The 24,021-nt window shown below is 63.9% G+C and carries 17 protein-coding genes and 1 pseudogene; 13 read left to right on the forward strand and 5 right to left on the reverse strand.

Annotated elements, in window-relative coordinates; all coding sequences use genetic code 11:
• Window positions 1-158: 158 nt before the first annotated feature.
• From tkt to Herbaro_RS06100, 4 genes and pseudogenes are all read left to right on the forward strand, one after another.
• A pseudogene (gene tkt, locus Herbaro_RS06085) lies at window positions 159-2,162 on the forward strand (transketolase); the annotation flags it as partial.
• 14 nt (window positions 2,163-2,176) lie between these two features.
• Window positions 2,177-2,728 carry a GNAT family N-acetyltransferase gene (locus Herbaro_RS06090; protein WP_275012935.1) on the forward strand — a complete coding sequence of 184 codons (552 nt, stop codon included), beginning with the start codon at window positions 2,177-2,179 and terminating at the stop codon, window positions 2,726-2,728.
• Window positions 2,729-2,902: 174 nt separating this feature from the next.
• Window positions 2,903-3,916: a type I glyceraldehyde-3-phosphate dehydrogenase gene (gene gap / locus Herbaro_RS06095; RefSeq protein WP_275012936.1), complete on the forward strand. Its 1,014-nt coding sequence runs from the start codon at window positions 2,903-2,905 to the stop codon at window positions 3,914-3,916.
• A 243-nt stretch (window positions 3,917-4,159) separates the two neighbouring features.
• Window positions 4,160-4,699 (forward strand): hypothetical protein, encoded by a 540-nt coding sequence (locus Herbaro_RS06100; RefSeq protein ID WP_275012937.1) that lies wholly within the window; start codon window positions 4,160-4,162, stop codon window positions 4,697-4,699.
• A 63-nt stretch (window positions 4,700-4,762) separates the two neighbouring features.
• Here the strand turns inward: Herbaro_RS06100 and glnE are convergent, their stop codons facing one another.
• Window positions 4,763-7,474 carry a bifunctional [glutamate--ammonia ligase]-adenylyl-L-tyrosine phosphorylase/[glutamate--ammonia-ligase] adenylyltransferase gene (gene glnE, locus Herbaro_RS06105; protein ID WP_275012938.1) on the reverse strand — a complete coding sequence of 904 codons (2,712 nt, stop codon included), beginning with the start codon at window positions 7,472-7,474 and terminating at the stop codon, window positions 4,763-4,765.
• A 290-nt stretch (window positions 7,475-7,764) separates the two neighbouring features.
• On the opposite strand from glnE, the gene Herbaro_RS06110 reads away from it, so the two are divergent.
• The 8 genes from Herbaro_RS06110 to Herbaro_RS06145 all read left to right on the forward strand — a co-directional run bounded on the left by Herbaro_RS06110 (window position 7,765) and on the right by Herbaro_RS06145 (window position 19,357).
• Entirely contained in the window at window positions 7,765-12,042 is a 4,278-nt protein-coding gene (locus Herbaro_RS06110; RefSeq protein ID WP_275012939.1) for a YhdP family protein, read from the forward strand.
• 78 nt (window positions 12,043-12,120) lie between these two features.
• On the forward strand, window positions 12,121-12,924 hold the full coding sequence (locus Herbaro_RS06115; RefSeq protein WP_275012940.1) for a carbon-nitrogen hydrolase family protein: 804 nt from the start codon (window positions 12,121-12,123) through the stop codon (window positions 12,922-12,924).
• A 23-nt stretch (window positions 12,925-12,947) separates the two neighbouring features.
• A complete protein-coding gene (gene tldD / locus Herbaro_RS06120; RefSeq protein ID WP_275012941.1) occupies window positions 12,948-14,408 on the forward strand; it encodes a metalloprotease TldD in 1,461 nt (486 codons plus the stop codon).
• Window positions 14,409-14,824: 416 nt separating this feature from the next.
• Window positions 14,825-15,163, forward strand: a complete 339-nt coding sequence (locus Herbaro_RS06125) for a hypothetical protein (RefSeq protein WP_275012942.1) — start codon at window positions 14,825-14,827, stop codon at window positions 15,161-15,163.
• 193 nt (window positions 15,164-15,356) lie between these two features.
• On the forward strand, window positions 15,357-16,259 hold the full coding sequence (locus Herbaro_RS06130) for an IS3 family transposase (RefSeq protein WP_275012943.1): 903 nt from the start codon (window positions 15,357-15,359) through the stop codon (window positions 16,257-16,259).
• Window positions 16,260-16,379: 120 nt separating this feature from the next.
• Window positions 16,380-16,865, forward strand: a complete 486-nt coding sequence (locus Herbaro_RS22465) for a hypothetical protein (RefSeq protein ID WP_446719309.1) — start codon at window positions 16,380-16,382, stop codon at window positions 16,863-16,865.
• A gap of 690 nt (window positions 16,866-17,555) precedes the next feature.
• Complete coding sequence (gene aroG / locus Herbaro_RS06140) at window positions 17,556-18,626, forward strand: 3-deoxy-7-phosphoheptulonate synthase AroG (RefSeq protein WP_275012944.1); 1,071 nt, start codon at window positions 17,556-17,558, stop codon at window positions 18,624-18,626.
• A 260-nt stretch (window positions 18,627-18,886) separates the two neighbouring features.
• Entirely contained in the window at window positions 18,887-19,357 is a 471-nt protein-coding gene (locus Herbaro_RS06145; protein ID WP_275012945.1) for a VOC family protein, read from the forward strand.
• A gap of 70 nt (window positions 19,358-19,427) precedes the next feature.
• On the opposite strand, the gene Herbaro_RS06150 is transcribed toward Herbaro_RS06145, so the two are convergent.
• Window positions 19,428-19,913, reverse strand: coding sequence for a YajQ family cyclic di-GMP-binding protein (locus Herbaro_RS06150; protein WP_275012946.1), 486 nt, complete (start codon window positions 19,911-19,913; stop codon window positions 19,428-19,430).
• A 170-nt stretch (window positions 19,914-20,083) separates the two neighbouring features.
• Between Herbaro_RS06150 and murB the strand changes: the two genes are divergently transcribed.
• Window positions 20,084-21,109 (forward strand): UDP-N-acetylmuramate dehydrogenase, encoded by a 1,026-nt coding sequence (murB, locus tag Herbaro_RS06155; RefSeq protein WP_275012947.1) that lies wholly within the window; start codon window positions 20,084-20,086, stop codon window positions 21,107-21,109.
• 154 nt (window positions 21,110-21,263) lie between these two features.
• On the opposite strand, the gene ppnP is transcribed toward murB, so the two are convergent.
• From ppnP to argF, 3 genes are all read right to left on the reverse strand, one after another.
• A complete protein-coding gene (gene ppnP / locus Herbaro_RS06160) occupies window positions 21,264-21,578 on the reverse strand; it encodes a pyrimidine/purine nucleoside phosphorylase (RefSeq protein WP_209607675.1) in 315 nt (104 codons plus the stop codon).
• 32 nt (window positions 21,579-21,610) lie between these two features.
• Complete coding sequence (gene argG / locus Herbaro_RS06165; protein WP_275012948.1) at window positions 21,611-22,945, reverse strand: argininosuccinate synthase; 1,335 nt, start codon at window positions 22,943-22,945, stop codon at window positions 21,611-21,613.
• A gap of 62 nt (window positions 22,946-23,007) precedes the next feature.
• Complete coding sequence (gene argF / locus Herbaro_RS06170) at window positions 23,008-23,922, reverse strand: ornithine carbamoyltransferase (protein ID WP_275012949.1); 915 nt, start codon at window positions 23,920-23,922, stop codon at window positions 23,008-23,010.
• Between the last annotated feature and the right edge of the window lie 99 nt (window positions 23,923-24,021).

A 24,021-nucleotide genomic window follows, 5' to 3' on the forward strand; every position in this document is an offset into this window, starting at 1 on the left:
CGCGCACTCTGGTAAAATACGGCCCCGCACAACCCCGGTCTCCCGGGGTTTGTATTTGATTCCGATTTGAAACGATCGGCGGCACCGGAGCCGGCTGCACCAATGCCTTGGCTCCCGAACCAGGTTTATGCGCCTAGCGGCGACTCCAGCAACTTTCTGACACCGACATGATTTCCACTCTCCCCACCGACAAGATGGCCAACGCGATCCGCGCGCTGGCGATGGACGCCGTTCAAAAAGCCAATTCCGGACACCCGGGCATGCCGATGGGGATGGCTGAAATCGCAGTGGCCCTGTGGGCCAAGCACTACCGCCACAACCCGGCCAATCCGCACTGGGCCAACCGCGACCGCTTCGTGCTGTCCAACGGCCACGGCTCCATGCTGCAGTATGCGCTGCTGCACCTGACCGGTTACGACCTGTCGATGGACGACATCAAGTCCTTCCGCCAGCTGCATTCCAAGACCGCCGGCCACCCCGAAGTGCACATCACCCCGGGCGTGGAAACCACCACCGGTCCGCTGGGCCAGGGCATCACCAATGCGGTGGGCATGGCGCTGGCCGAGAAACTGCTGGCCGCCGAATTCAACAAGCCCGACCTGTCCGTGGTCGACCACTACACCTACGCCTTCGTCGGCGACGGCTGCCTGATGGAAGGCATCTCGCACGAGGCCTGCTCGCTGGCCGGCGTGCTGAACCTGTCCAAGCTGATCGTGCTGTACGACGACAACGGCATTTCCATCGACGGCCACGTCGAAGGCTGGTTCAAGGACGACACCCCGAAGCGCTTCGAAGCCTACGGCTGGAACGTGATCCCGGGCGTGGACGGCCACAACGTGGAAGCGGTCAGCGCCGCCATCCACCAGGCCAAGCTGGCCGACAAGCCGACCCTGATCTGCTGCCGCACCGTGATCGGCAAGGGCTCGCCCAACCTGGCCGGCACCGACAAGGTGCACGGCGCCGCGCTGGGCGACAAGGAAATCGCCGCCGTGCGCGAGGCGCTGGGCTGGACGTCCGCACCCTTCGAGATCCCGGCCGACGTGTACTCGGCATGGGACGCCAAGGCCAGCGGCGCCGACTTCGAAACCAAGTGGCAGCAGACCTTCGACGCCTACGCCGCCAAATATCCGGCCGAAGCCTCCGAGCTGCTGCGCCGCCTGAAGGGCGAGCTGCCGGCCGCCTTCGAATCGACCGTGGCCGCCTACATCAACTCGACCATCGAGAAGAAGGAAACCATCGCCACCCGCAAGGCCAGCCAGAACGCCATCCAGGCCTACGCGCAGGCGCTGCCTGAATTCCTGGGCGGCTCGGCCGACCTGACCGGCTCCAACCTGACCAACTGGAAGGAATCGGTGCCCGTGCGCGCCGACCAGGCCGGCAACCACATCAACTACGGCGTGCGCGAGTTCGGCATGAGCGCCGTCATGAACGGTATCACCCTGCACGGCGGCTACCTGCCGTTCGGCGCCACCTTCCTGACCTTCTCCGACTACAGCCGCAATGCCCTGCGCATGGCCGCGCTGATGAAGGCGCGCTCGCTGTTCGTGTTCACCCACGACTCGATCGGCCTGGGCGAAGACGGCCCGACCCACCAGTCGATCGAGCACGTCTCCAGCCTGCGCCTGATCCCCAACCTGGACAACTGGCGTCCCTGCGACACCACCGAAACCGCGGTGGCGTGGGCTGAGGCCATCAAGCGCAAGGACGGTCCGAGCACCCTGATCTTCTCGCGCCAGAACCTGCCGTTCCAGGAACGCAGCGACGCGCAGGTGAAGGACATCGCCCGCGGCGGCTACGTGCTGCGCGACGCGGCCAACGCCAAGGTGACGCTGATCGCCACCGGCTCGGAAATCGAACTGGCCGTGAAGGCCTCCGACGCGCTGGCTGCCGAAGGCATCGCCGCGCGCATCGTATCGATGCCCTCGACCGACGTGTTCGACCGCCAGGACGCCGCCTACAAGGCATCGGTGCTGACCCGCGGCGTGCCGCGCGTGGCCATCGAGGCCGGCGTGACCTCGTTCTGGTACAAGTATGTCGGTCTGGAAGGCGCCGTGGTCGGTATCGACACCTTCGGCGAATCGGCCCCCGCCGGCGTGCTGTTCAAGCACTTCGGCTTCACCGTCGAGAACGTCGTGGCCAAGGCCAAGGCCGTTCTGGCGTAAGCGAAAGCGACCGCATGAACCAAGCAGCAACCACGGCAGGCGCGGATGAAGTCGTGATCCGCCGCGCCCGCCCGGGCGATGCCGCCTCGATCGCCGGCGTGCGCATCGATGCCTGGCGCGCCAGCTATCGCGGCCTGGTGCCCGACAGCTACCTCGACCACCTGAAGCCCGAACAGAGCGTCAAGATGTGGGAGCAGGTGCTGGGCGCCTCGTCGGATGCGGCCTGCACCTTCGTGGCCGAAACCGGCGGCGAGATCATCGGCTTCGCCTCCGGCATGACGCTGGCGGAGAGCCGCTTCGGCTGCGACGCCGAACTCTCCGCCATCTGCGTGCTGCCCGACGAGCAGCGCCGCGGGCTGGGCAAGCGCCTGCTTGCCAACGTCGCGGCCACCCTCATCGGCGCCGGCGCCACCGGCCTGATGGCCTGGGTGCTGGCCAAGAACGAGGGCGCCAGGGAATTTTTCGCCTCGCTGGGAGCCGAACAGCTGTTCGAGCAAACCTTCACGTGGGATGACGGCAGCGAGATCGACGAGGTCGGTTTCGTCTGGCGCAAGCTGAAGCCCTGAGCGCGGCGCCCGGGCATGCGGGGATGGCGGCAATAAAGAAATAGAAGAAGCGAAGGCCGGAAAAGACGGACAAATGGCCGGGGCCGACCCGGCGCGTCGTGTAGCCTGCCAGGCAGGCCGGTTTCCGGCAAGACCGATTTGTATTGATTTTTTTGATACCTTAAGGAGAAGAGCATGGCAATTCGCGTTGCAATCAACGGCTACGGCCGCATCGGCCGCAACATCCTGCGCGCCCACTACGAAGGCGGCAAGAAGCACGATATCGAAATCGTCGCGATCAACGACCTCGGCGACCCGAAGACCAACGCCCACCTGACCCAGTACGACACCGCCCACGGCAAGTTCCCGGGCACCGTGTCGGTGGACGGCGACTCCATCGTGGTCAACGGCGACCGCATCAAGGTGCTGGCGCAGCGCAACCCGGCCGAGCTGCCCTGGGGCGAGCTGGGCGTGGACGTGGTGCTGGAGTGCACCGGCTTCTTCACCACCAAGGAAAAGGCCAGCGCCCACATCAAGGGCGGCGCCAAGAAGGTGATCATCTCGGCTCCGGGCGGCAAGGACGTGGACGCGACGGTCGTGTTCGGCGTCAACCACCAGGTGCTGAAGGCTTCCGACACCGTCATCTCCAACGCATCGTGCACCACCAACTGCCTGGCGCCGCTGGTCCAGCCGCTGCATGAAAAGATCGGCCTGGAAACCGGCCTGATGACCACCATCCACGCCTACACCAACGACCAGGTGCTGACCGACGTCTACCACGAAGACCTGCGTCGCGCCCGTTCGGCCACCCAGTCGATGATCCCGACCAAGACCGGCGCCGCCGCCGCGGTCGGCCTGGTGCTGCCGGAACTGAACGGCAAGCTGGACGGTTTCGCCATCCGCGTGCCGACCATCAACGTCTCGCTGGTCGACCTGTCCTTCGTGGCCTCGCGCGACACGACCGTGGACGAAGTCAACGCCGTCCTGAAGGCAGCCTCGGAAGCCGGCCCGCTCAAGGGCATCCTGACCTACAACACCGACCCGCTGGTCTCGGTGGACTTCAACCACAACCCGGCGTCGTCCAACTTCGACGCCACCCTGACCAAGGTCTCCGGCCGCCTGGTCAAGGTTTCGTCCTGGTACGACAACGAGTGGGGCTTCTCCAACCGCATGCTGGACACCACGGTCGCCCTGGCTACCGCCAAGTAATCGCCGCAATACCGGTTTCGCGGCGTTGGCGGAGCCGGTATCGGCAAAATTGGGGCTGATTCGGCTTCTTTTCCTCGGATGCAAGCTTGCTTGCGCCGGTGAAAATATGTCATCAGCCTGCAAAAGATCGAAAGGCTGTTGCAGACTCCGTTCTGCAATGGCCTTTTGTCCATTTGCGAACTTGCATTTCATGCAACACCGAGTGCAGCAAACAAGAGCAACCGTATCCACACGAGGGACGTAATGTCAGCAACGTCATTCCAGGCGCGCCGCCTGATCGCCAACCTGGCCTTGATGGCCGGTGTCACTTTGTCGCTGTCCGCCTGCGATTACATCAGCAGCTTCACCAAGCCCAAGCAGACCCCGGAAGAGGCCAAGGCTGAAGGCATCGCGCTGGGCGCGGGCTGCCGCCAGGCCGGCCAGTCGCTGGAAGACTGCTACCAGCGCAATCCGGAGGCGCTGAAGGCAGGCATCTTCGCCGGCTGGAAGGACATGCACGAATACATGGCCGCCAAGGGCATCCAGACTGTCACCCCGCCCACGCCGCCGGTGGAGGCGCCCAAGGACGACGCCAAGGATGCCAAGGACGCCAAGGACGCCAAGGGCAAGGACAGCAAGGATTCCACCCGCGACGCCGACCGCAGCAGCCGCACGCGCGACCGCGAACGCGATCGCGACAGCAGCCGCACGCGCGACAGCTCCTCGGCCAAGGACAGTTCGTCCAAGGACAGCGGCGGTGATCGCCGCGCCAGCCGCGAAGAAAAGCAGCCGCCGAAGTATTGACCGGCAGCATGAAAAAATGCCCCGCGTGCGGGGCATTTTTCATTGGCGCCCGGACCTCGGCACTCAGCCGAACACCAGCTCCCACAGGCGGATCACGCAGGCGCGCTCGTGCTCCACCCGTTCGGCGTCGATATGCGCGCGCTCCGCGCCTTGCAGGCGGATCTGGTGCTGCAGCTTGCGGAACAGGCGATAGGCGTTGGCCGCCTCGGCCGCCAGCGGGGCGTCGATCAGGCCCAGCTGGCCGGCCAGCTTGAGCAGCGCGATGTTGCCGATGTCGCCGGTCAGCTGCGGGTGCTCGGGGGCGTGGCGCAGCACCAGGTACTGCACCATGAATTCGATGTCGATCATGCCGCCTTCGTCGTGCTTGAGATCAAACATCGTGGTCCGGTTGGGATGCGCCTCGCGCATGCGCAGGCGCATCGACAGCACTTCTTCCTTGAGCTTGTCGTAGTCGCGCGGCTGGCGCAGCACGCGTTCGCGCAGCAACTCGAAGCGCTCGCCGATGGCGGCGTCGCCGGCGCAGAAGCGGGCCCGCGTCAGGGCCTGGTGTTCCCAGATCCATGCGGCGTTGAGCTGGTACTTCTCGAAGGCGCTCACCGGCGAGACCAAGAGGCCGCTGGCGCCGTCCGGGCGCAGCGCGATGTCGATGTCGAACAGCGTGCCGGCCGGGGTCAGGCTGGTCATCCAGGTGATGAAGCGCTGCGCCAGCTTGGCGTAGTGCGCCGGCGCTTCCTGGTCGTCGTCGTCGTACAGGAACACCACGTCCAGGTCCGAGACATAGCCCAGCTCCTTGCCGCCCAGCTTGCCGTAGGCGATCACCGCGAATTGCGGCGTCTCGCGATGGCGCTGGGTGATGGTCTGCCATACCGCCTTGATGGTGGCGTCGACCAGGATGTCGGCCAACGCCGAGAGCTGGTCGGCCAGTTTTTCCACCGACAGGTCGCCTTCCAGGTCCTGCGCCAGCAGGCGGAACAGTTCGGCGTGATGCAGCTCGCGCAGGATGTCCATCTGGCGCTCGGTGTCGCCGGGCGCGGTGTCGAGCTGGCGTTGGCAATTCTCGGCGAACGCGGCCCAGTCGGAGTCGGCCTTGAGGTTGCGGTCGTCCAGCAGTTCATCCAGCAGGATGGGGTGCTGGGTCAGGTAGGTGGCGGCCCAGCCGCTGGCGCCGATCATGCGGATCAGGCGCCGCATCGCGTGCGGATACTCGGTCAGCAGCGCAAGATAAGCGGCGCGGCGCGCAATGGCTTCGAGGAAATCGAGCAGGCGGCCCAGGGCCGGCAACTGGTCGTAGTTGAGCGCGGCGATCAGCGGCAGGGCCGAGTTGATGACGGTGTTCAAGCGGTTGCGGCTGGCCTCGGGCAGGCTTTGCATGCGCGGTGATTGCCAGGTCAGGTGCAGGCGCTTGGCGCCCTCGGCGATGTCGGCCTCGGGGAAGCCGACCAGCTTGAGCGCATCGGCCAGGCCTTCCAGGCCGTCGTTGTCGGAGACGCCAGGCGCGTCGCTTTCGGCCTCGCCGGATTGCTTGTCGTTGAAGATGGCGTCGAACTGCGCCGCCACCACCTTGCGATGCGCCTCCAGTTCGCGCAGCAGCGCCGCGCTGTCGGGGTAGCCCATCATGCGCGCCACCGTCAGCAGGTCCTCCGGGTTGACCGGCAGCGTATGGGTCTGGGCGTCCTCGATGTATTGCAGGCGGTGTTCCAGGTCGCGCAGGAAGGTGTAGGCGGCCAGCAATTGCTCTACCACCTCCGGCGCCAGCAGGTTCTTGGCCGCCAGCGTGCGCAGCGTGGCGCGGGTCGAGCGGTCGCGCAGCTCGGGGTCGCGGCCGCCGCGGATCAGCTGGAACACCTGGCTGGCGAATTCGATCTCGCGGATGCCGCCGCGGCCCAGCTTGACGTTGTTGCTGCGATCCGGATGCATCGCCTCCTGGCGCTTGACCTCGGCGCGGATCTGCGCGTGCATCGAGCGCAGCGCGTCGATCGAGCCGTAGTCGAGGTAGCGGCGGAAGATGAAGGGACGGCTGATGGCTTCCAGCGCGGCGATGTCGGCGGCGTCGCCGGTCAGCGCGCGCGCCTTGGTCCAGGCGTAGCGCTCCCATTCGCGGCCCTGGCGCACCAGGTATTCCTCGACCATGTTGAAGCTGGCCACCAGCGGGCCGGAGTTGCCGTTGGGGCGCAGCGCCATGTCGACCCGGAAGGTGAAGCCGTCCTCGGTGATCTCGGCCAGCGCGCCGATCAGCTTCTTGCCCACGCGCACGAAGAACTCATGATTGGACAGCTGCTTCTGGCCGTCGGCCACGCGGGTGTCGCCATCCTCGGGATAGACGAAGATCAGGTCGATATCGGAGGAGACGTTGAGCTCGCCGCCGCCCAGCTTGCCCATGCCCAGCACGATCATCTGCTGCTCGCGCCCGGATTCCTCGCCGATGGGCACGCCGTAGAGCGCGCCTTGTTCTTCCATCAAGGCTGTCAGGTGAGTCTGCACGGCGAAGTCGGCAAACTCGGTCATGGTGGCCACCACCTCGGCCAGGTCGGCGCTGCCGGCCAGGTCGCGCGCGATCAGCGTGCACACCACCAGGTTGCGCAGGCGGCGCATGGCGGCGTTGAGGGCCAGGCCGGCATCGAGGTCGGCCTGCAGGCGGGCGGTCATGAAAGCGCGGTCCATGGGGCGCGCCGAGGCGTCGGCCACCAGCGCCGCGCGCGCGGCGTCGGCCTGGATCCAGCGGGTGAAGTAGCGCGAAGCCTGGGCGTCGTCGAGGGAGCGGAGCGGAGCTGGCATAGGCAGGAAGAGGCCGGTTGGTCCGGAAACAGGTGTAAAAGAAGGCAAAACGCGGGGAGGGCAGCTTCAAGTGCGGCGCCAGGCGGCAGAAAATGAGCCACGGCTGACGCTGCGCTGACGAATTTGTCCCCGATGGCGGATTCTATCGCCTGTTTTTAAACTAATCCCGCCTTTTGCCCCTCATAGCTGCGAGAGGCGGGCGGTAAGCGTGGCAAGGCGGGAGTTTCCATGCGATCATGTCAGCCGCACGGATTGCGAATTATTCCATACAGAGCACCCATTTCACCCTGATGTCCCAAGAACAACATAACGCCGCAGCGAAGCCTGGCCGTTGGGCGCTGTGCTGGCGGATCGCGCGGGGCACCTACTTTCGCCTGAACCGGGCCAGCCATCATGCGCTCGGTTTCACCTTCAAGCTGCTGCTGGCGGCTTACTTCCTCTTCTGCTCGCTGTTCCTGGTGCTGCGCTACGCCGTGCTGCCGGAGATCGGCCACTACAAGCCGCAGATCGAGCGCGCCGCTTCCAAGGCGGTCGGCCGCGCCGTCACCATCGATGCCATCGACGCCTCCTGGAGCGGCTTGCGCCCGCAGCTGGCGCTGGGCAACGTCACCGTGCACGACGAGGCGGGCGAGCCGGCGCTGACGCTGCCGCGGGTGTCCACCACGCTGTCGTGGAGCAGCGTGGTAGTGGCCGGCCTGCGGCTGGAAAACCTGACCATCGAGCGCGCCGACCTGGCGATCCGGCGCGACCCTGCCGGCCGCCTGTTCGTGGCCGGCATCCCGGTGCCCGTCGGCGGCGATGGCAGCACGCTGGACTGGTTGCTGTCGCAGCGCGAGATCGTGATCCGCGACAGCAAGCTGCGCTGGGACGACGAGATGCGGCGCGCCCCCGAGCTGGAGCTGGACGACGTCAACCTGATCCTGCACAACAGCTGGCTGCGCCACCGCCTGTCGCTGCGCGCGGTGCCGCCGGCCGACTATGCGGCGCCTCTGGACGTGCGCGCCGATTTCACCCATCCCGCCTTCGCCAGCCGCATCTCCGACGTCACCCGCTGGAAGGGCACGCTGTATGCCGACCTGCGCCGCACCGACCTCTCCGTCTGGCGCGCGTATTTCGATTACCCCATCGCGATTGCCAGCGGCAGCGGCTCGGTGCGCGCCTGGCTGGCGCTGGACCATGCCAAGGTCGCCAACTTCACGGCCGACCTGGGCCTGGAGGACTTCAGCGCGCAGCTCTCCAAAAAGCTTGAGCCGCTGAACCTCAAGCGCGTCAACGGCCGCATCTCCGCCAGCGAGAGCCTGGGCGCCACGCCCGAGGATGGCGTTCCCACCTTCGGCGCCAACGGCCACAAGGTGACGTTGACCAATTTCTCGATCGAGACGCCGGACGGCTTCGTGCTGCCGCCGACCTCGGTCGATGAAAGCTACGAACCGGCCACGCCGCTCAAGCCCGAGCGCACCAGCGTCAAGGCCACCCACCTGAACCTGGAGACGCTCTCGCAGCTGGCCGCGCGCCTGCCGCTGGCGCCGTCGCAGCGCAAGCTGCTGGACGACCTCTCGCCGCGCGGCGAGCTGCATGACTTCACGGTGCAGTGGCAGGGCACCTATCCGGAGCTGACCTCCTATCGCGTCCAGGGCCGCTTCACCGGCCTGGGCATGAAGGCCATGGCGCGCCACGTCGAGGCGGCGCGTCCGGCCACGCTGCAGCAGGCGGCGCCGGCGCAATGGGCGGGCCTGCCTGGTTTCGAGAATGTCTCCGGCGAGATCGATGCCAACGAGAAGGGCGGCGCGTTGCGACTGGACTCGCAAAAGCTGGCGGTGCAGCTGCCGGCCCACCTGTTCTCCGAACCCAGCCTTCCGTTCGACAGCCTGACGCTGCAAGCGCACTGGCAGTACCAGAAAGACCAGACCCTGCTGTTCGAGCTGGACGACATGCAGTTCGCCCAGCCCGGCGTGGCCGGGCGCCTGCGCGGCAAGCACCTGCTGCCGCTGCAGGGCAAGTCGTCGGGCACGGTCGACCTGAGCGGCGAGCTGTCCACCTTCGACTTCAAGGCGATCCGCCGCTACCTGCCCCAGCACATCAGCGAGCCGCTGCGGCGCTGGCTGACCGAAGGCCTGGTCGACGGCACCGCGCGCGACGTGCACCTGAGCCTGAAGGGCGCGCTGGCCGATTTCCCCTTCCATACCGCCAATCCGGGCGACAAGCCCAAGGGGCAGTTCCTGGTCAGCGGCGACTTCGACGGGCTCAAGCTCAACTACACGCCCGGCCATCTGAACAAGGACGGCAACGAGCCGGAGTGGCCGCTGCTGGAGCAGGGACGCGGCCGCTTCACCTTCGACCGCGCGCGGCTGGAAGTGAAGGCCGACGACGCCAGGTCGCTCGGCGCGAAGCTGGCGCCGGTGACGGCGCGCATCGCCGACCTCGAAGCGCACGAGGCGGTGCTGGAGATCGATGGCGTGGCCACCGGCCCGATGTCGGCCTTCTTGCAGTACGTCAACCAGAGCCCGGTGGCGCGCTGGACCGGCAACGTCATGGAACAGGCCAGCGCCAGCGGCGAAGGCCGGCTCGACCTCAAGTTCCAGATGCCGCTGCATCACGCCATTGAAACCCGCGCCCAGGGCGCGTTCCAGTTCGCCAACAACGACGTCGACCTGCTGCCCACGCTGCCGGTGCTGTACCGCGCCAACGGCAAGGTCGAGTTCAACGAGCGCGGCTTCACGCTCAACGGCGTGCGCGGCAACTTCCTGGGCGACGCCGTGGCCATCACCGGCGGCACCCAGGCCGACGGCAGCAGCCAGGCGCGCCTGAACGGCGCGGTCAACATCGAGGCGCTGCGCAAGCTCTACACCGAGCCCTCGCTGCAGCGCCTGCTGGCGCGGCTCTCCGGCGGCGCGCGCTACACCGCTTCGGTGCTGGTGCGCCAGCACCAGCCGGAGGTGATCATCGAATCCACCCTGGCCGGATTGGGATCCGAGCTGCCGGCGCCGCTCAGGAAGCCGGCCCAGGACAGTCTGCCTCTGCGCTTCGAACTGCTGCCGGCGCCTTCCGGCGATCCCTTGCTCCAGCGCGAGGAGATCAAGGTCGCGCTGGGGCCGAACCTGGCCTCGCGCTACCTGCGCGAGAAGGTCGCCGGCAAGGCCGAGGACTGGCGCGTGGTGGCCGGCGGCATCGCCTTGAGCCAGCCGGTGCCGGCGCCGGCCTCGGGCTTGAAGCTGGCGCTGGCCGCCGACAGCTTCGACCTCGACGCCTGGACTGCCTTCAAGGCCGAGATCGTCGGCGCCGACGCCGGCGGCGGTGCGCCGCAAAGCAAGCTGGGCAGCAGCGAGATCACGCAATACCTGGAGCCGGACGCAGTGTCGGCGCGCGTGGGTGAACTCACGCTGATGGGCAAGAAACTCAACCTGCTCACGCTGGACGCCACGCATCGCAAGAACAGCTGGCAGATGAACATCGATTCGCGGCAGGTCGCCGGCGCGGTGACCTGGGACGAGCCCGGCGCCGGGCGCGGCCCAGGCAAGGTGACGGCGCGGCTGTCTTCGCTGACGGTGCCCAAGGGCGATGGCGACAACGGCGCCAATCGCGACGCCCAGGCCACCCAGCGCCCTTCCTCCAACGACGCCCAGATGCCGGCGCTGGACATCCGCGCCGAGCAGTTCGAGCTGGCCGGCAAGAAGCTCGGGCGGCTGGAGCTGGACGCCAACAACATGGTCACCGCAGTCGGCCGCGAATGGCGCATCAACCGCCTGGTGCTGGCCAACGAGGATGCGCAGTTCCGCGCCGCCGGCAACTGGATGGCCTTCGGCAACAGCAACACCTCCAACATCACCTACGCGCTGGACATCAACGACGCCGGCAAGCTGCTGGAGCGCTTCGGCTATCCGGGCACGATCCGCGGCGGCCGCGGCAAGCTCGACGGCGACCTCAGCTGGAAGGGCCTGCCCTATGCGATGGACATGCCCAGCCTGTCCGGCCAGGTGCATGTGGACGTGCATTCCGGCCAGTTCCTGAAGGTCGACCCGGGCGCCGCCAAGCTGTTGGGCGTGCTCAACCTGCAGGCCTTGCCGCGCCGGCTGACGCTGGACTTCCGCGATGTGTTCTCGGAGGGCTTCGCCTTCGACAACGTGGTCGGCACGGCCGCCGTCAATCGCGGCATCGCCACCACCGACAACCTCAAGATGACCGGCGTCACCGCCTCGGTGCTGATGAACGGTTCGGCCGACATCGCCAGGGAAACGCAGGACCTGCATGTTGTGGTGATCCCCGAAATCAACCTCGGCACCGCCTCGGTCGTGGCCATGGCGGTGAACCCGGTGGTCGGCGTGGGTACCTTGCTGGCGCAGCTGTTCCTGCGCAACCCGGTGATGAAGTCGCTGACCTTCGAGTACAAGGTGACCGGCCCATGGAGCGACCCCATCGTGGTCAAGCAGAGCCAGGTGTCCGCAGTCGGCAGCGACCGCGCCAAGGAGATGCTGGACAACGGCAAGCCGCAACCGGCCTTGCCGGCGGCCCCGGCCCCGGCTGCTCCGCGCCGGCGCGACGCCGGGCCGGTCATCAACAGCGGCGCCTGAGCGCAGGCCGCCACGCGCTTGCCGGTTCTGCGCGATACTTGAGGCATTCGAGATAGATATCTTTCCAAGAGGCTCAACATGACGCAGGCGTTCAAGGTGGCGGCGATCCAGATGGTGTCCACGCCCGAGGTGGAGCAAAACTTCGCCGCCGCCGCGCGGCTGGTGGGGCAGGCGGCGCAGCAGGGCGCGCAGCTGGTGCTGCTGCCCGAATACTGGCCGATCATGGGCATGCACGAGCGCGACAAGTTCGCCCACGCCGAAACCGACCAGGCGGGACGCATCCAGGAATTCATGGCGCAACTGGCGCGCGAGCGCAAGCTGTGGCTGGTCGGCGGCACGCTGCCCATGGCGGCCAGCGACAGCAAGGTGCTCAACACCTCGCTGGTGTACGACCCCGAGGGCCGCCGCGTGGCGCGCTACGACAAGATCCACCTGTTCAGCTTCGCCCGCGGCGAGGAGAACTACGACGAGGCGCGCACCATCGAGTACGGCGGCGAGGTCAAGACCTTCGAGGCGCCGTTCGGGCGCGTCGGCCTGTCGGTCTGCTACGACCTGCGCTTCCCCGAGCTGTACCGCGCCATGGGCGAGTGCGCGCTGATCGTGATGCCGGCCGCCTTCACCTACACCACCGGCAGCGCCCATTGGGAAATCCTGCTGCGCGCCCGCGCCATCGAAAACCAGTGCTACGTGCTGGCCTCGGCGCAGGGCGGGCGCCACGTCAACGGCCGCCGCACCTGGGGCCACAGCATGCTGGTCGATCCGTGGGGGGAAATCGTTTCCGTGTTGCCCGAGGGCGAAGGCCTTGTGATCGGCGACATCGACCCCCATCGTCTACAATACGTTCGTGAAAGCTTGCCGGCATTGCGCCACCGCAAGCTTTGATTTTTGCCTTCCGACAAGATCCTATGAAATTATTTGAACCCAATATGGGCGCGCTGCAAGTCGCGCGCGACGTGCTCCTGACCCCCTTCGGCCTGGACGAATCCAAGCTGCTCAGCGCGCTGGGCAGCATGTTTTCGCACAAGGTCGACTACGCCGACCTGTACTTCCAGTTCACCAAGAGCGAGGGCTGGAGCCTGGAAGAGGGCATCGTCAAGACCGGCAGCTTCTCGATCGACCAGGGCGTCGGCGTGCGCGCGGTGTCGGGCGACAAGACCGCGTTTTCCTATTCCGATGAAATCTCCGAACGCGCCCTGCTCGATGCGGCGGCGGCCACGCGCACCATCGCGCGCCAGGGCGCCGGCAAGGTCAAGGTGGCTGGTTCCATGATCCCGGCCGGCGGCCGCGCGCTGTACCTGCCGCACGACCCGCTGAACTCGCTGGACGCCACCGCCAAGGTGCAGCTGCTGGAGCGCATCGAACGCATCGCGCGCGCCAAGGATCCGCGCGTCAAGCAGGTCATGGCCAGCCTGGCGGGCGAATACGACGTGGTGCTGGTGGCGCGCGCCGACGGTGTGCTGGCCGCCGACATCCGTCCGCTGGTGCGCGTGTCCGTGACGGTGATCGCCGAGCAGAACGGCCGTCGCGAGATGGGCAGCAGCGGCGGCGGCGGCCGTTACGACTATGCCTACTTCTCCGACAGCCTGCTGGAGCAATACGCGTCCGAAGCGGTGGCCACCGCGCTGGTCAACCTTGATTCGCGTCCGGCTCCGGCCGGCCCGATGACGGTGGTGCTCGGCCCCGGCTGGCCCGGCATCCTGCTGCACGAGGCGATCGGCCACGGCCTGGAAGGCGACTTCAACCGCAAGGGCTCGTCCACCTTTGCCGGCCGCATCGGCCAGCGCGTGGCGGCCAAGGGCGTGACCGTGGTCGACGACGGCACCATCGCCGACCGCCGCGGTTCGCTCAACATCGACGATGAGGGCAACCCGACCCAGTGCACCACGCTGATCGAGGACGGCATCCTCAAGGGCTACATGCAGGACACCATGAACGCCCGCCTGATGAAGACCGCCATCACCGGCAACGCGCGCCGCGAATCCTTCGCACACCTGCCGATGCCGCGCATGACCAACACCTACATGCTGGGCGGCGACAAGGACCCGGGCGAGATCCTGGCCTCGGTCAAGAACGGCCTGTACGCGGTCAACTTCGGCGGCGGCCAGGTCGACATCACCAACGGCAAGTTCGTGTTCTCGGCCAGCGAGGCCTACATGATCGAGGACGGCAAGATCACCTATCCGGTCAAGGGCGCCACGCTGATCGGCAACGGTCCGGACGTGTTGAACCGCGTCTCCCTGATTGGCAACGACATGCGCCTGGACTCGGGCGTGGGCGTGTGCGGCAAGGAAGGCCAGAGCGTCCCCGTGGGCGTGGGCCAGCCGACGCTGCGCCTGGATGGTGTGACGGTGGGCGGCACGGCCTGAAGCTAGCCATTCCCGCAGCCAGAAAGCCGCCGGCAACCCCGGCGGTTTTTTTATTTGTGCTCAGTATTGCTCTTCGTATGTCGGACGCGATCCGTGACATTGCTCGCGCTTGCGCGATGCCGATACGTAGAGCCAGTAGACATTAGTGCACTGATCGCTTGAAGCTTTTCGAATAGTCAATTGATCCTTACAAGTGCCCCCTGTCTTGCCACAGGAGTTCGGCAATATTTCCCCACTCGCTATACCTGCCTGGACGACGATACGAGATCGATCCATGTCCACGCAATGTCAGCGATCTTTACATACACCGTTCCACTTCAGCCATCGTCAAATGCCCTTCGCAAAGCTTGCCGGACGCTGTTGACCTGCAGGGGCTACAAAGCGATCTTTAATAACATATCTGGAGTGCCTAAACCGTGAAAGTGAAATGCATTCGCCTGTTAAATGCCGATGGCGAAGATGTTGAATCTTCGCCTTGGATAACACTCGGTCGTGTCTATCATGTGATGGAGGTCTATGTTGCGCCAGATGGGAAGTGTAGCTTCAGCATCATCAATCATCCTTCTGAAGGAAAATGGCCCCAGATGGCATATCAACATGCTGAGTGCTTCGAGGTAATTAGTGAGAAAGTGCCTTCCAATTGGCGTGAGTGGAAAAATCAGCATGCCTGTGGCACGGGACCTGAGGCATGGCAATCTCCTGGATTTCTTGAAGCGTTTTACGATCATGATCCGGCGACCTATCCGATTTTTTAACGGGAGCGCGACATCATTCTGAGCGAAGACCCCTGATTGAAAGTCAGAGGTTATTAGAGATGAAAAAATCAAAGCTGAAATCTGTCGATGCGTTGGCAACTGGTGAAAGAGTGTGGTCTTGCCTGAATCAAAATCCTTTTCTCAAAAGAATAAAAGGTTTAGCCCCCGATCTATCAAGCTGGCATACGCGCTCATGCCGTGGATCGCCAACACCACGGCTACGACTCGTCAGCAACAACGAGAACTCATCGATCATCAGCGGCCCCAAGCCTGCTCCATCCGACGAGGATGCCAAATGATTGATCTGCCGCATAGCACCTACTATTACCAGCCTAAGCCGGCCACTGCCGCACTTAGCGATCATGAGCTGGCTCAACTAATAGGTGACATCCACGATGTCTTTCCAGGTTATGGCTATCGTCGAATCACTTTGGAGTTGAAGGCGCGCGGGCATGTGGTCAATCACAAACGCGTAGCGAGGATCGTGCGTGAGCACGAGGTGTACGGCCACCACCGACGCAGATTCAAGTCGGTGGCCGGTTCTGAGATTGATGTCGCAGTTTTTCCCAGTCGCTACCGCAACGTCATTCCAACGGAGCCTGATCGTGTTTGGGGCGCCGATATTACCTATATCCGAATGGTATCCGGCTTTATCTACCTGGCCGTTGTCTTGGATGCTTGCAGTCGCAAGGTAATCGGCTACGCTTTATCCAAGCGTATCGATACCCCCTTGGCCCTGGCGGCGTTGACAGCAGCCTACAGAATCCGTAAGCCAGCACCCGGCACGCGCATTCATCATGCCGATCGCGAGTGGCAATACGGGAGCGCGTTATATCAAGAGGCGCTGGACGAATTCGGTTTGATTGGTTCAATGAGCGCACCGGCCAATCCGTATCACAACGCTCAGGCGGAGAGCTTCATGAAGACGCTCAAGGTCGAAGAGATCTATCTAGCCGGTTATGAGAAATTCGACGATGTGGCTCGCAGGCTGCCGTACTTCCTCGAAGAGATATGCAACGAACGGCGCATGCATTCTGCGCTGGGCTACCAATCACCTAACCATTTCGAAGCACAATTCGCTCTGCAAGCGGCTTAGTCTCTCGATCAGCCTTGGTCCAGTCGGAGGGGGCACTCCAGTGCCCTGGATGAATTCGCGCCACGGCTCTCGGCCTAGATCAGCGCTGAGGCAGTCAAATCGCGCAAGCAGCGACGAACCATGAAACAAATGTTCCTGGACTTAAGGGAGCTGGGATATGAAGGGTCTTATGAGCGCGTGGCAGCTTTCGGGAGGCAGTGGAAGGTGGGGCAAATGGGGAGGGGCAATTCTGCGAGCAAATCAACAAACAGGCAATTCGAGAGTGGCCCCTTGTCGAAAACGAGCCAGACCATAATTCTGATCATGAAACCCGATGCCATCATTCGTGTGCGTTTCAAAAAAACAGCAGAGAACGGCAGGAGTTCGGCTGTTGAAGGGGAGTTTTATGCGTGTCCGTTATTTATCGATGGGCAGGCATACGATTGTCGTCTCCTTCTCTCTGGTAGGTGTTTGGAACTTGGTGAGTATTATGAAGTTCCGGTTAAGTTTCTGCATCGAGACTTTGCGATTCTCCAATTAGCCGCAGGAAAAAATGTGGTGTTGTGGGAAGGTAAAGATGTTGCAAATGGAAGTATCGTGTCATTGTGTGAAGGATTGCTTGCTTGATGAACAGCTTAGTCGTAGTCCCCGCCCATCGCCATGTGTTGATACTGGTATTCTTTAGCGACTGCAAGTTATGGCTATGATGGGGCGATGCGAATACCAGCCGGAGATTTCTCTGGACGAGTTGAAGACAAGTCGGCCTACCTGAGAGGTATATAAGTAGCTATCCGTCCATGACGCATTGATGCGCGACTTTGCCCCCAATGTGGAAGTCGTCTACGGTCGACATAAAATCGATGTGTGCGAATAGTTCACTTGCTTCAATGCTGCGTTTTGCATTGATACAACAGACTCTTGCTTCAGATCATTGCAAGATTGCTTGCGTCTGCCGTGGTTGTTTTTTGTGTTTCTTTCGGATTTTTTATTTAAATTTATTTAAAAATTTCATAAGTGATCAATTTTTAGGGTGATTTGTGCGTTTTTTATAAGGGTTTATCGGATATCGATCTCCCTTGTCAAAGCCCAGGATTTGTAGCACTATGGGTGCTGGTTCAAATTTATCCATGCAGCCAAAGATGTCTTTCTTCCGCGCTTACTTTTATTTTTACTTTAGCTATTCCAGCCCCACGGCGGTGAAAAGCGGTAAGCGTTCGTAAAAAGACAAAACCGAATTTCCTAAAAAACCGCCAGTGATGGCGGTTTTTTTTTGGTCGATATTCACGCTGATACAGCCAAAGCAATCCTGGAGAAAACATGCCGCGCACTGACGATCTTCGCATCCGAGAAATGAAAGAACTGGTCCCTCCTTCGCATTTGATCCGCGAGTTCGCCTGCACCGAAAAGGTCGAGCGCACCACGGCAGAAGCGCGCACCGCACTGCACCGCATCCTGCACGGCCAGGACGATCGCCTGATGGTGGTCATCGGCCCGTGCTCCATCCACGACACCAAGGCCGCGATGGAATATGCCCGCCGCCTGGTGGCCGAGCGCGAGAAGCACAAGAACGAGCTGGAAATCGTGATGCGCGTGTACTTCGAGAAGCCGCGCACCACCGTCGGCTGGAAGGGCCTGATCAACGACCCGTACATGGACAACAGCTTCCGCATCAACGACGGCCTGCGCGCCGCGCGCGAGCTGCTGTTGAACATCAACGACCTGGGCCTGCCGGCCGGCACCGAGTTCCTGGACGTGATCAGCCCGCAGTACATCGCCGACCTGATCAGCTGGGGCGCCATCGGCGCGCGCACCACCGAGTCGCAGGTGCACCGCGAGCTGGCCTCGGGCCTGTCGTGCCCGGTCGGCTTCAAGAACGGCACCGACGGCAACGTCAAGATCGCGGTCGATGCGATCAAGGCCGCTTCGCAGCCGCACCATTTCCTGTCGGTCACCAAGGGCGGCCACTCGGCCATCGTGTCGACCGCCGGCAACGAGGATTGCCACATCATCCTGCGCGGCGGCAAGGCGCCCAACTATGATGCCGCCAGCGTGGAAGCGGCTTGCCAGGACATCGCCAAGAGCGGCCTGGCGGCGCGCCTGATGATCGACGCCTCGCACGCCAACAGCTCCAAGAAGCCGGAGAACCAGATCCCCGTGTGCGCCGATATCGGCGGCCAGATCGCCGCGGGCGACACCCGCATCGTCGGCGTGATGGTGGAGTCGCACCTGATCGCCGGCCGCCAGGACCTGGTGCCGGGCAAGGAGCTGACCTACGGCCAGTCGGTGACCGACGGCTGCATCAACTGGGAGGAGAGCGTGCAGGTGCTGCAAGGCCTGGCCGATTCCGTCAGGCAGCGCCGGTTGGTGGGCGAGCGCGACGCAGCCTGAGTTCATGCGCAAATGAAAAGGAACGCCGCGATTTGCATCGCGGCGTTTTTTTATGGCGTGTCGTTCTTGCGAAGCGGGGGCTCGGGCATCGTTTGACCGGTGCCCGGGCCTCGCTTCGACCGGGTTTGCTTGAGCGCAACAGGAGCCATCGGATTCCTGCTTGCGCAGGAGCGGAGCCGCCGGCGCATTGAGGATGAGCTTGGATTTGCCCGGGCAGGCGCGCACAATGGCGCGGCCATATCCATCATCAAGGAGACGCCATGACCACCCCCGTCCAGCCGATTCCCCCCGGCATGCATTCGATCACCCCGCACCTGGTTTGCGCCGGCGCGGCCGAGGCCATCGAGTTCTACAAGAAAGCGTTCGGCGCCCGCGAAGGAGGCCGCCTGGCCGGCCCCGACGGCAAGCTGATGCACGCGCACATCAACATCGGCGACTCCAGCCTGATGCTGGTCGATGAAATGCCGGAGTGGAAATGCCTGGGGCCGAGAGCGCTGGGCGGTTCGCCGGTGACCATCCACCTCTACGTGGAAGACGTCGACGCCGTGTTCGCCCAGGCGGTGGCGGCGGGCGCACAGCCGTCGATGCCGGTGGCCGACATGTTCTGGGGCGACCGTTACGGTCAACTGGTCGATCCCTTCGGCCACAAGTGGTCGATCGCCACCCACGTGCGGGACATGACGCCCGAGGAGATCGCCAAGGGCGCCAACTGCGGCGGCGCGAGCCGGTAGGGCGGGTTCCATGCGCCCATGAAAAACGCCGGCGCAGAGCCGGCGTTGTCGTTGGCGGGCGGCGCCGAGATCAGTCGCGGAAGTTGTTGAACTCCAGCGGGATGTCCTTCACTTCCTTGCGCAGCAGCGCCATGGCGGCCTGCAGGTCGTCGCGCTTGGCCCCGGTGATGCGCACGGCGTCGCCCTGGATGCTGGCCTGGACCTTCATCTTGCTGTCCTTGACGACGCGCACGATCTTCTTGGCGTCGTCGCTCTCGATGCCGTTCTTGACCTTGATCACCTGCTTGACCTTGTCGCCGCCGATCTTCTCGATCTTGCCTTCATCCAGGAAGCGCACGTCGACGTTGCGCTTGGTCATCTTGTTGGTCAGCACGTCGCGCACCTGGCTCAACTGGAAGTCGGAGTCGGCGAAGGCGGTCAGTTCGCGCTCCTTCTGTTCGACGCGGGCATCGGTGCCCTTGAAGTCGAAGCGCGTGGAGATTTCCTTGTTGGCCTGTTCGACGGCATTCTTCACTTCCACCAGGTTGGCTTCGCAGACGGTATCAAAAGAGGGCATGGCGTTATCCTTGTATTCTTGCAGCCGGAAGGGATCCGGCGTGACGACCGTGATTTTAGCGGAGTCGCCGCGCCTAGGCTATTGCAGCTCCGCTGACGGACGATTCCCGCCCCGCAGATTTCGCGCGCGCCGGGCAGGGCGGGGCGGGGGAAGGCTATAATCCATGCCCTATGCCTTTGCCAGCCCTACAACACGACTTCTCCCTGCGCGCGCTCAATACCTTCGGCATCGACGCGCGCGCGCATGCCTACCTGCCGGTGGATGGCGCCGATGTCCTGCGCGCGGTGCGCGACGACGCGGCGCTGGCCGCCTTGCCGCGCCTGGTGCTGGGCGGCGGCAGCAACCTGTTGCTGACCCAGGATTTCAACGGCCTGGTGCTGCACATGCGCGGCGCCGGCATCGAGCTGGTCGGCGAGGATGAGCAGTTCACCTACGTGCGCGCCGCCGCCGGCGAGAACTGGCACGGCTTCGTGCAATGGACGCTGGCGCACGGCCTGGGAGGGCTGGAGAACCTGTCTCTGATTCCCGGCAGCGTGGGCGCGGCGCCCATCCAGAACATCGGCGCCTACGGCGTCGAGCTCAAGGATCGTTTCCACGAACTGCGCGCTTTCGATTTCGCCAGCGGCGAGGTGCTCACGCTGGATCGCGCTGCCTGCCGCTTCGGGTATCGCGACAGCGTGTTCAAGCGCGAGCTGCGCGATCGCGCCGTGGTGCTCGATGTCACCTTCGCCTTGCCCAGGCATTGGGCCGCCAACGCCGGCTATGCCGACGTGGCGCAGGCGCTGCAGGAGAAGGGCATCGACCAGCCCGCCGCGCGCGACATCGCCGACGCCGTCATCGCCGTGCGCACGCGCAAGCTGCCCGATCCTGCCAGGATCGGCAACGCCGGCAGCTTCTTCAAGAACCCCATCGTCAGCGCGCGGCAGCGCGACGCCTTGCTGGCGCAGCACATCGGCCTGGTCAGCTATCGCCAGGACGACGGCGGCTACAAGCTGGCGGCCGGCTGGCTGATCGACCGCTGCGGCTGGAAGGGCAAGACCATGGGGGCAGCCGGCGTGTACGACAAGCAGGCGCTGGTGCTGGTCAATCATGGCGGCGCCAGCGGGGCGGACATCGCGCAGCTGGCCAAGGCGATCCAGGATGACGTGATGCTCAAGTTCGGCGTGGCGTTGGAGCCTGAGCCGGTGTTCATCTGATCAGCTTGCCGTTGAAACTCTGCGTTGTTCAGACCGCGGTGATGCACGACGAACGCCGTCGATGCGCCGCAAGAGCCGCTGGATCCGGCTTTATCCCGCCCAATAAAAAACGCCGGTAAAAACCGGCGTTTTTCTTTTCCACAAGCGACTGCGATCAGCCGTAATGGCAGACGTAATCCACGGTCTCGGTCACTTCGATGTCGAAGCTGGAGTTGCCGGGCACGCTGAACTGGGTGCCGGCGCCGTAGGTGTTCCAGGCTTCTTCGCCCTTCAGGCGGATGCGGCAGCTGCCGCTGACGATTTCCATGATTTCAGGCGAGGCGGTACCGAAGTTCAGCGACGAGGGCAGGATCACGCCCAGGGTCTTCTTGGTGCCGTCGGCGAACAGCACGGTGTGCGAGACGCACTTGCCGTCGAAGTAGACGTTGCCCTTCTTCAGGACGGTGACGTTGTCGAATTGAATGCTCATCTAGATTCTTTCAGATTGTCGGTGGCGGTCGATTACTTCGAGTCCTTGTCCAGCAGCGGCAGCGACACGGCGCTGCTGTTGTCCAGCAGGCCGGTGCTCTGGTAGATCGCCAGCTTCTGGCGGGTGTCGATGATGTCGAGGTTGCGCATGGTCAGCTGGCCGATGCGGTCGGTCGGCGTGAAGGCGCCTTCGCCCTTTTCCATGGTCAGGCGTTCCGGCTGGTAGGTCAGGTTGGGCGACTCGGTGTTGGTGATCGAGTAATCGTTGCCGCGGCGCAGTTCGATCGTCACTTCGCCGGTGATGGCGCGCGCCACCCAGCGTTGCGCGGTTTCGCGCAGCATGATGGCCTGCGAGTCGAACCAGCGGCCCTGGTACAGCAGGCGGCCGAGCTTGCGGCCGTTGTCGCGGTATTGCTCGATGGTGTCTTCGTTGTGGATGCCGGTGATCAGGCGCTCGTAGGCGATGAACAGCAGCGCCAGGCCCGGAGCCTCGTAGATGCCGCGGCTCTTGGCCTCGATGATGCGGTTCTCGATCTGGTCGCTCATGCCCAGGCCGTGGCGGCCGCCGATCTTGTTGGCTTCCAGGATGAGGTCGGTCATGCTGGCGAAGGTCTTGCCGTTCAGGGCGACCGGGCGGCCTTCCTCGAAGCGCACGGTGACGGTCTCGGCCTTGACCTCGACGTCGTCGCGCCAGAACGCCACGCCCATGATGGGCTGCACGATCTTGATGCCGCTGTTGAGGAACTCCAGGTCCTTCGCCTCGTGGGTCGCGCCCAGCATGTTGGAGTCGGTCGAGTAGGCCTTTTCCACAGACATCTTGTAGTCGAAGCCGGACTTGATCATGAACTCGGACATTTCCTTGCGGCCGCCCAGTTCGTTGATGAAGGTGTTGTCCAGCCAGGGCTTGTAGATCTTCAGGTTGGGGTTCACCAGCAGGCCGTAGCGGTAGAAGCGCTCGATGTCGTTGCCCTTGAAGGTGCTGCCGTCGCCCCAGATGTCGACGTTGTCTTCACGCATGGCGGCCACCAGCATGGTGCCGGTCACGGCGCGGCCCAGCGGGGTGGTGTTGAAGTAGGTCACGCCGGCGGTGGAGATGTGGAAGGCGCCGCTTTGCAGCGCGGCGATGCCTTCGTTGGCCAGCTGTTCGCGGCAGTCGATCAGGCGCGCCAGTTCGGCGCCGTATTGCATCGCCTTCTTGGGGATGGCGTCGTAGTCCGGCTCGTCCGGCTGGCCCAGGTTGGCGGTGTAGGCGTAGGGGACGGCGCCCTTCTGGCGCATCCAGGTCAGCGCGGCGCTGGTGTCTAAGCCGCCGGAGAAGGCGATGCCGACTTTTTGTTGGACCGGAACGGATTGCAGGATGTTGGACATGATCTTGACGTTGCGATTGTGTTGATGTGAATGAGGCTCTGGAGCGGCTGCAGCCGGCGGGTTCAGTCGAACCTGCCGTGCACCAGGAATTCGAGCAGGGCCTTCTGGACGTGCAGGCGATTTTCCGCCTCGTCCCAGACCACCGACTGCGGGCCGTCGATCACCTCGGCGGCGACTTCCTCGCCCCGGTGCGCCGGCAGGCAGTGCATGAACAGCGCGTCCTTCTTGGCGCGCGCCATCTTGGGGCCGTCCACGATCCAGCCGTCGAAGGCCTTCAGGCGGGCGTTGTTTTCGGCCTCGAAGCCCATGCTGGTCCACACGTCGGTGGTGACCAGGTCGGCGTCCTGGCAGGCGTCGGACGGATCGGCGAAGAAGGTGTAATTCTGGTTGCCCGGGGTAACCTGGGCCGCATCGATGTCGTAGCCCTTGGGCGTGGAGACGTTGACGTGGAAGCCGAACACCTCGGCCGCCTGCAGCCACGAGTACAGCATGTTGTTGGCGTCGCCCACCCAGGCCACGATCTTGCCCTTGATGGAGCCGCGATGCTCGATGAAGGTGAACACGTCGGCCAGCACCTGGCAGGGATGCTGCTCGTTGGTCAGGCCGTTGATCACCGGCACGCGCGAATGCGCGGCGAAGCGTTCGATGATCTCCTGGCCGTAGGTGCGGATCATGATCACGTCGCACATGCGCGACATGACCTGGGCCGCGTCTTCCACCGGTTCGCCGCGGCCCAGCTGGCTGTCGCGCGTGTTCAGGTAGATCGCGGCGCCGCCCATCTGGTGCATGCCGGCCTCGAAGGACAGGCGGGTGCGGGTCGAGTTCTTCTCGAACACCATCACCAGCGTGCGGTCGGCCAGCGTGTGGTGGGGTTCGTAATTCTTGAACTTACGTTTGATCACACGAGAACGTTCGATCACGTATTCGTATTCATCAAGCGTAAAGTCGGAAAACTGAAGGTAGTGTTTGATTGCCATAAATAGAAACGGCGGCCAGTTGGCACCTGCCGCCGGTCGTTTGTAACTCGTTAGATTATAAGGGATTCAGGGCAAAAAGATACCCGTAGGTATTGCCAA

It is taken from the genome of Herbaspirillum sp. WKF16, from assembly GCF_028993615.1.
Lineage (GTDB): Bacteria > Pseudomonadota > Gammaproteobacteria > Burkholderiales > Burkholderiaceae_D > Herbaspirillum.